General features: G+C 41.1%; 2 protein-coding genes. Both read left to right on the top strand.

Features of this window, described 5'->3' with window-relative positions:
• Positions 1 to 631: 631 nt before the first annotated feature.
• The gene (locus tag Q0954_RS33075; RefSeq protein WP_299466054.1) at positions 632 to 3,556 is read left to right on the top strand and encodes an ELWxxDGT repeat protein; all 2,925 of its coding nucleotides are present in this window, start codon (positions 632 to 634) and stop codon (positions 3,554 to 3,556) included.
• 331 nt (positions 3,557 to 3,887) lie between these two features.
• Positions 3,888 to 4,121 (top strand): KTSC domain-containing protein, encoded by a 234-nt coding sequence (locus Q0954_RS33070; protein WP_299466051.1) that lies wholly within the window; start codon positions 3,888 to 3,890, stop codon positions 4,119 to 4,121.
• Positions 4,122 to 4,184 lie beyond the last annotated feature (63 nt).

Here is a 4,184-nt window from a genome sequence, read left to right as displayed (position 1 = left end):
TTTAGGTGAAGTCAGCAGGCAAAAGAAGCCGAAATATGTGAAAGGAATTTAGTACCCAGAGCACTAGTGCATTGGGTGCTAATACTTAATCAAGTAGTGAACCAGGAATAAGACATAGTAACCAATGTTACGCAGTAATTCCCAAGTCTGCTTGTTTATATTGTTTGATAGCTTTATTGTTTGATGGTTGCGCAATGCATCGCCCAACCATTTAGCAATAAAGCCATCAAAATAAGTAGGTCTGCGTAACTTCAGATAGTAATATAATCAAGGCATTTAAGGCACTAAAAATGAGCCATTTTTGCTTTTTTAACTCCAGTATACATTGACAGTTTATTGCCAGGTGTTACTTGCCTTCTCACGCCTGTTTAGTTGTTAGTTTGCCTCAAAAAAACCTGGAATGGCTAAAGCAAAACAAGTAGAGAAAAACAGCAAAGAACTGTGCAAACCTGTGATAACCAAGGCTAAACCCAACCCCAATAAACGAGCAAAACACCATTTTGTATCACTATAGTACATTTATACTATTTCTTCTGTTAAAAATGTCTTAAGCCCCCTTGTTCTCTTCAATTGTTTGCTAACTTGACGCCATAAAAAGGTTTATCAAAAGGTAAAATTAACTAACATCAGCATGAGACTTCTTTTTTATGGCAAGTTGCGCCTCTTGAGCGCAGCGATGGTCACTTTCATGGCTTTACAAAGTCAGGCACAAGTCAACCTTCTCAAAGACATTAACCCTACACCGGCAACTTCCAGACCTGGTGAACTTATCACATTTAACAACAAATTATACTTTGCCGCCAGCAACGAAGTATACGGCTCTGAGCTTTGGGTGAGCGATGGTACTAAAGCAGGTACTCAAATACTGAAGGATATTTTTCCGGGTAGCCCATCCAGTAACATCAGTGGATTGGTAGTTTGGAAAAACCAGCTCTACTTTTCGGCAAATGATGGCACCCACGGTCAAGAACTTTGGACCAGCGATGGCACTACTGAAGGAACCAAAATATTGAAAGACATTTACCCTGGTAATAAAAATGGTAATCCCAGTCACTTGGTAGTATTTAAAGAGCAGCTTTATTTTTATGCCACTCAGGGCAAAGGCACCGAACTATGGGCAACCGATGGCACCGAGGCTAATACCAAGATGATGACCATAATAAAGTCTTCTACAGGCAATATGGACAAGCCTGTTGTGGCAAACAATTTATTGTTTTTTAAAGGAAGAGGAAATGCCTCTGCATTTGATCAGGAACTTTGGGTAAGTGATGGTACTACAGCAGGCACTCGGTTGGTCAAAGATATTAATCCTGGCAACAACGGCAGTTACCTTGACGAGTTTGTAGCCATGGGCAACAAGCTTTACTTCAGGGCAAGTGATGGCACCCACGGTATTGAACTTTGGGTGAGCGACGGCACCGAAGCGGGTACCAAAATGGTGAAAGACATCAACACCAAAAATGACTTGTCAGGATTTCCTTCCAGTATGATTGTGTTCAACGGAAAGCTTTATTTTAACGCCAACGATTTTTACGACGGCGAAGAGCTTTGGGTAAGCGATGGCACCGAAGCAGGCACTAAGAAACTCAAAGACCTCAGCCCTTATGGTAGCTTTCCGGCTCACCTGACTATTTATCAAAATAAGTTTTACTTCAGTGCCGACAGCGACCAAGGCGAAGAGCTTTGGGTAAGTGATGGCACCGAAGCAGGTACCCAACTCCTAAAAGACATCAACCCTGGTACTGCCGACAGCAAACCGCGCAATTTTAAGGAATGTAGTGGCTTACTGTACTTTGTGGCCACCCATGCTACCTATGGAGAAGAACTCTGGGTAACCGATGGCACTACCGAAAACACCCAATTGGTACACGATATTCAAGCAGATAAACAATCAGGAAAACCTACCCTATTGACTGCCAGCAACAATCAATTATTTTTTGTGGCAGATAACGCTACCCATGGCAAAGAGCTTTGGGTAACCGAAGGTACTACTGCCCACATAGTCAAAGATATTCAACCAAGCACGCATAGTAGTTACCTGCATAAAGGGGTACTACTCAACGAAAAATATTATTTTACTGCTGAAAACGGCACCAATGGACGAGAACTTTGGGTAACTAATGGCACTTCCGCTGGTACCCAATTGCTCAAAAACATTTTGACTAGAGCCAACCAAGGAAGCATACCAAGCGAATTAACAGTAGTAAACAACCAGTTGTACTTCAGAGCAGAGTCTGCCGAGGCGGGCAAAGAGCTTTGGGTAAGCGATGGTACCGAAGCTGGAACCAAGCTACTCAAAGACATTAAACCTGGTGCAAACAGTAGTTTTCCCTACAGCTTGGTTGCACTAAATAACCGCTTGTATTTTTGGGCAAATACAGAACGTCCTGCCCGACTGTGGACAAGCGATGGCACTGAGGCAGGCACCCAGTTATTGACCAAAAAAGTAGCCCCAGGATACCTTTCGTTTACTCACTTTTTTACTGCCTGGAACAATCATTTTTATTTTTCGGGCAACGACGGTACCCATGGCGACGAACTCTGGGTAAGTGATGGCACCGAAGCAGGTACAAAAATGCTCAAAGATATTTATGTGGGGGCTCATGGCTCCAGCATCGAAGAGTTCAAAGTAGTAGGTAATTTATTGTTTTTTGTGGCCGAAAATGGCCCCAATGGTGTCGAGCTTTGGGTAACCGATGGCACCGAGGCAGGTACTCGCTTGGTCAAAGACATTGTCCCTGGTCGTAAATCTGGCTACCCACTTGATCTAGTAGCACACCAAGGCAAGGTTTACTTTAATGCCCTGGATGACGCACACGGGTTTGAGCTATGGGTAAGCGACGGCACCGAAACGGGTACTCAAATGGTCAAGGATATTTTTCCAGGCTTCTCCAGTGGTATCATGACAAAAGCCATATCAATGAATGATCAAATCTACTTCAAAGCCAATGATGGCACCCACGGATCAGAACTTTGGGTAAGCAATGGCACCGAAACCGGAACCAAGCTCTTGAAAGATATTTATCCGGATGAAGCTACAAGTGATATCAAAGAGTTTTGGGTACATCAAAACCGTTTGTATTTTCAAGCAAATGACGGTACCCACGGATCAGAACTTTGGGTAAGTGATGGCACCGAAAAGGGCACTCAAATGGTAGCCGATATTTTATCAGGCATAGGTAGTAGCTATCCTGCTGACATCGCATCGCTCAACAATCAACTGATATTTAAAGCACGAAATGGCAAGGTAGGCGATGAAGTATTTAGCTATATACCTCCTCGCCTTACGCCTTTGCCAACCCTCTCAGGCAAATCAAAAATCATAGCCTACCCCAATCCTTCATCAGGCGTGTTTTATGTGCCTATGGCAGGCCAAAATGGGCAAAAAGCTGAAGTGAACCTATACAATAGTAAGGGCAAAAAACTTTGGCAAAAAGCCATTAAAATACAAGATAAACAATTAGCCATTGACATACAGTACTTACCTACAGGCAAATACCTACTCAAAATGCAAGTAGATGGGCAACTTATTAGTCAATGGATTTTGAAGGAATAGTTTTTTATATACCTCACTCCAACAAAGCCTCTTAAGCAATAGAACTTAAGAGGCTTTGTTGTTTTTGATTAACTGTATCGTTGCCGAGTAAAAAGCAACGAAGAAGTGAAGTAGTACCTAAGGCTAAGCAACTTTCAAAAACATTGAATAATCATAAAAAATCACTCAATAAAAACCTTAAAAAAACAAGAAAAATTTAACTATAAAATATAGGTAAATTATTTTTTAACTATCTGAAAAATAGTATCTTATAACCAAAAACAAGTACTCAAAAACACAACTTTAATCTGGCTATAACGTATATATAAAAGAACACTAAATAGTTATATTTATGACAAAATTTAAGAGAAACCACACTGAGTCTTCATTGATTACTTCTACTGCTTATGATCCGTTGAGCCAAGTGCTTGAAGTAGTATTTTGCAAAGGAGGGATTTATGAATATACCGAGGTGTCAGAACAGGAATTTGCCAACCTCCAAAACTCTAAATCCGTGGGGGTATTCTTTAATGGTAACATTCGTAACAGGAAAGAAGAGCATTACAAAAAAGTACCTTCTGTATAAAATCTAGTGATGACAATTTAAATGACCATTATGAGGCTAAATATGTACTCATTATCTACAAAA

The sequence above is a fragment of the uncultured Microscilla sp. genome (assembly GCF_947493425.1).
GTDB lineage: Bacteria > Bacteroidota > Bacteroidia > Cytophagales > Microscillaceae > Microscilla.
The sequence above is the reverse complement of the archived record's forward strand: the minus strand, read 5'-3'. Positions and strand labels throughout refer to the sequence as shown.

Bases quoted from the DNA above. Each gene is read 5' to 3' on its own strand.
- Q0954_RS33070 (WP_299466051.1), top strand. From the start codon at position 3,888: ATGACAAAATTTAAGAGAAACCACACTGAGTCTTCATTGATTACTTCT.
- Q0954_RS33075 (WP_299466054.1), top strand. From the start codon at position 632: ATGAGACTTCTTTTTTATGGCAAGTTGCGCCTCTTGAGCGCAGCGATG.